The organism is Ligilactobacillus equi DSM 15833 = JCM 10991, assembly GCF_000615765.1.
In the GTDB taxonomy this organism is placed as follows: domain Bacteria; phylum Bacillota; class Bacilli; order Lactobacillales; family Lactobacillaceae; genus Ligilactobacillus; species Ligilactobacillus equi.
The window spans coordinates 1-3,992 of sequence record NZ_BAMI01000093.1; the positions used below are offsets into that span (position 1 = coordinate 1).

At 40.6% G+C, this 3,992-nt stretch carries 5 protein-coding genes; 3 read left to right on the top strand and 2 right to left on the bottom strand.

The window, feature by feature from the left end:
• On the bottom strand, positions 1-713 hold a 713-nt coding region (locus JCM10991_RS11300), incomplete at its 3' end, for an IS3 family transposase (RefSeq protein ID WP_155889663.1).
• 646 nt (positions 714-1,359) lie between these two features.
• Here JCM10991_RS11300 and JCM10991_RS11310 point away from each other — a divergent pair.
• Complete coding sequence (locus tag JCM10991_RS11310) at positions 1,360-2,031, top strand: nitroreductase family protein (protein ID WP_025021548.1); 672 nt, start codon at positions 1,360-1,362, stop codon at positions 2,029-2,031.
• Between the two features lie 32 nt (positions 2,032-2,063).
• Here JCM10991_RS11310 and JCM10991_RS11315 read toward each other — a convergent pair whose 3' ends face one another.
• Positions 2,064-2,537: a helix-turn-helix domain-containing protein gene (locus JCM10991_RS11315; protein WP_023859474.1), complete on the bottom strand. Its 474-nt coding sequence runs from the start codon at positions 2,535-2,537 to the stop codon at positions 2,064-2,066.
• Positions 2,538-2,701: 164 nt separating this feature from the next.
• On the opposite strand from JCM10991_RS11315, the gene JCM10991_RS11320 reads away from it, so the two are divergent.
• Together JCM10991_RS11320 and JCM10991_RS11325 are read left to right on the top strand one after the other, a co-directional pair.
• On the top strand, positions 2,702-3,526 hold the full coding sequence (locus JCM10991_RS11320) for a Cof-type HAD-IIB family hydrolase (RefSeq protein WP_023859475.1): 825 nt from the start codon (positions 2,702-2,704) through the stop codon (positions 3,524-3,526).
• Positions 3,527-3,547: 21 nt separating this feature from the next.
• The gene (locus tag JCM10991_RS11325; protein ID WP_225349971.1) at positions 3,548-3,910 is read left to right on the top strand and encodes a fluoride efflux transporter FluC; all 363 of its coding nucleotides are present in this window, start codon (positions 3,548-3,550) and stop codon (positions 3,908-3,910) included.
• The last annotated feature ends 82 nt before the right edge of the window (positions 3,911-3,992 follow it).

Sequence of the window (3,992 nt, forward strand, 5' to 3'; positions counted from 1 at the left end):
GAAAAACTCTCCATAGGGGCATTATCTAAATAATTTCCCTTGCGGGACATATTTTGGATTAAACCCAATGAATCAATCTTTTCACGATAGTAGTCCAATTGATAGTGCCAACCTTGGTCAGAGTGAATAATGGGATTAACACCTTCAGGAAGTTTGTCTTCAAGTTGTTTTAACGTGTCCGAAATCAGCAGTTTATTTGGACTTTGGCTAATAGAAGCAGCTAAAACCTCTTTAGTAGCCTGGTCCAAGATGATTGACATATAGGCCCAAGTAGAATTGCCTAAACGTATCTGTGAAACGCCAGTATGAAGGACGGTGTAGGGAATAGTGGTATCAAATGTTTGATTCAGTAGATTTTGAGCCACTTTACCAATTGTACCTTTATAAGAAGAATAGTGGTCATTCTTACGGCGATTATACATCGCCGGTTGGACGCCTAATTCGCTCATTAAGCGACGTAAAGTCGCTTCAGCCATATGGTAACCCGCCTCTTTTAGGAGTGGCAGTATACGGCGGTAGCCGTATGTGTAATTTCCCATCCACTTGCCTTTTTCCGCTATTTCCTTGATTATTAGCTTGATGTCTGCGTACTTATCAATTTTGTTGGCAATGCGTTTACGTTCATCGTAGTAAGTTGCGCGCTTTAAGTCAACCATTCTCAGAAGCTCACCAATCCCATATCGTTTATTTTTGGGCAAGCTCTTCTGATCCACAATTACCGTCTTATCTTTGGCTTTGAGGGTCCGAACAGGGTCAGTGATTTTTTTAAGATATCACGCTCCATCTTAACTTGACGGAGTTCTTGTTTTGACGCCTCCATTTCGTCGCTTTCCTTCTTTAACATTTTACGGGTATTCTTCTTACTTGTCTTTGACACCTTACTTGGCCTACCTTTCTTCTTCGGTTTCAAGGCCTCCAGTCCGCCATCCTTAAATAACTTGAACCATATAGATACCTGGGAACACAAGAGATTATGGGTAGACGCAACAAATAGAGATCTGAATGCAACATATAATATCAGAGATTGGTCTTTGGATGTAAAAAAACACGCTGTATTGAAACAGCGTGCTAAATATCCGTTTTTAGATGAGAACAATCTTGTAGAAATTATCTAGAATAACTTTTTGGTACAGACCCACCTTCCAACCTTAATTGGTATGGTGACATGTTAGCAGCGGTACTGTCTGGGTTTGCTTAGTTGAAATAGTATTAGGATAAAGACACCCTAATATGTTACTGGAGAAGTCGGAATCTCGTAAGAGGTTCTAGAAACTTAGTATCTTTGATGTCGAGTAGGTCACTTAGTGTCTGAATAGCTTTTTTTGTGCTATAATGACAGAAAAAATGAAGGATGATTTGATGGATAAAGCAGCAATTCAAACAGCAATATTAAAAGGGACGCATTTTCGACGGGCTATTCGTGAATATCGGGCACAAGCTGTAAGCGAAGCTGATTTGAACTATATTTTGGAAGTAGGGCGCATGAGTCCTTCTTCGATTGGACTTTTAGATTGGCGCGTCCTGGTCTTTGAAAATGATGCCAAGTGGGATCAAGTGCGGCAACATGCCTGGGGTGCACAAAAGTCAATTGAGCATGCGGCTGACAAATTTATTGTCTTTGTGGCGCAAAAAGAAGTGCGTTATGACCAGCCTGCTATTCAAGAACTCTTTACTTCCCGAGGCTTCAATCAAGCTCAAATGGATAAGGCAACGGCACGCTATCGTAGTTTTCAATTGAATGATATGGAAATTCCTTATGATGATGCGCGTGGTTTCTTTGACTGGGCGGCCAAGCAAACCTATATCGCCATGGGGATGATGATGTCAGCGGCTTCTGCGATTGGGATTGATTCATGTGCGATTGAAGGCTTTAATCGAGCTGAAGTTAACCAAGTTTTAGTAGAACAAGGCTTGATTGATAGCGCCAAGGAAAGTGCTTGTCTGATGATGTCTTTAGGCTACCGCTTAAATGATCCCAAGCGTCCGCAAGAAAAATTAAGTATGGATGATTTTGTTAAATTTGTAAAATAGATAAAAAATACAGCCCGAGAAGAGCTGTATTTTTACTGATGTTCAATAGCCGCCAAATAATCATCATCAAGCCAAGCTGGCAGGTTATCGTCATTAACTGCCACCACGGTGGTACCGTCTTCTTGGAGGAGAGGAATGTCACCTTGGACGGCCCAGCTGGCAATGGTTTGAGGTGAGTATTTAAATTCTTTAGCAGCGGCGGCCACAGTGACAACTTTTCTTTGGTTAAAAAGGTTACTGAGTTTATTGATATTAGCTAGTCGCCGGTCTAGATTAACTTGGGCTTGATTGGCATCGGTGACTGGGACAACGGGACGTCCGTGGAGGTCTAAGAGGGGGATATCGCCATCCTTTGCCCATTTAGCAACTGTTTGGTAAGTGTAGTGAAAATAAGCTGCTGCTTGGGAGATGGATTGGTAACGCTCCTCGTTGAATCCCTGACGGAGGAGCATAATTCTTTGTTGGCGTTTTTCATTACTAGCTAGTGCCATATCGCTAAGAGCCATAAAATCACTTCCCGAATTGTAATCGTCAAATTTGCTTTTAATTATATCGCATTTATCATGCACAAGAAAAGATAAAATTAAATTTTCTTAAAATGAGACAAGACGTTGGCTATGAAAAAGCTTATAATAAAAAGGGTAAACTGAAATGATTGGTGGAAAGAAAAATGTCTGAGATTAAATTAATTGCTTCCGATATGGATATGACCTTCTTAAAAGCAGATGGTACCTATAATCACGAACGATTCACAAAACTTTTGGATCGGCTAGAACAAGAGGGCATTCATTTTGCAGTGGCCAGTGGACGCTCGTTGTGGATGGTAGAAGATATCTTTGGGGATTTAAGTTCACGTTTGGATTATGTGGTAGAAAATGGTGCTTATGTCCTTGCCCAAGGGAAAGTTGTGGCAGACCCTAAGTTGAACGCTCAAGAAATTGCCGATTTTGAAGCTTTCTTTGTAGATAAGCCGGAAGCTTTCTTATTGGCAGCAGGAGCTAAAGGCCTTTACTATCGCGGTAAAATTGCTAATTATCCTAGCTTAGAAACAATGCCTACTAAGTTGGTTGAATTATTTAAAAAAGGACAAAGTTTAGCAGACTTTAGTCAAATTCCAATTGATGAAGAAATTTTTAAAATGACGGCAATTGTGCCGGTGACATCCGTAGAGGCGATTTCAGCGGAATACAATAATCAGAGGACTTTGACATTAAAGGCGACGCCGAGTGGTTATGGTGCCATTGACTTTATCAAGGAGGGCTATCATAAAGCTTGGGGGTTAGAACAGTTGTTAAAGCACTATGGTTTAAGTCAAGACCAGCTTATGGTTTTTGGTGATGATGTCAACGACCTGGAAATGATGCGTTTCGCTGGTCAAGCTTATGCCATGAAAAATGCCAAGTCAGCAGTTAAAGCTGTTGCTAATCAGGTAATTGCTAGTAATGAAGCAGAAGGAGTATTGGCTACAATTGAAGCATATCTAGATAAAATATAAGAAGAATTTGAGGTGAATGCTGTGAGCTTTAAAAATTTCTTAAGTGTGGGAGGTTTCGCCTTTTTTGGCGGAATGGCGCGGTATGGCTTACATCAATATTTTGATCAAGGTGGGACCTTGGTAGCTAATCTCTTGGGATGTTTTCTATTAGCTCTTTTTACTTATGCAGTAATCGAAGCTGGTCACCTACGTCCTTGGCTAAATGTAGGCTTAGGAACCGGATTTGTCGGAGCCTTTACGACTTTTTCAACTTTTAGTAGTGAATTGGTAAAAATGTTACTAACCAGTCAGAAGCTAAGTGCAGTGTGCTATTTAAGTATGAATGCAGGTTTGGGTTTTTTAGCGGTTATGCTAGCGTATTTTTTAGTAAAGAAGGTTATGTAAGTGGATTATTTTTGGGTGGGACTAGGTGCAGGTCTGGGGGCGATGTTACGCTATAGTTTAACTCTTGGAATTAAAGCAAAGA

What these genes read in the sequence shown, in the direction of transcription:
- JCM10991_RS11315 (WP_023859474.1), bottom strand. Translation starts at nt 2,537, where the DNA reads ATGGCTCTTAGCGATATGGCACTAGCTAGTAATGAAAAACGCCAACAA.
- JCM10991_RS11310 (WP_025021548.1), top strand. Translation starts at nt 1,360, where the DNA reads ATGGATAAAGCAGCAATTCAAACAGCAATATTAAAAGGGACGCATTTT.
- JCM10991_RS11320 (WP_023859475.1), top strand. Translation starts at nt 2,702, where the DNA reads ATGTCTGAGATTAAATTAATTGCTTCCGATATGGATATGACCTTCTTA.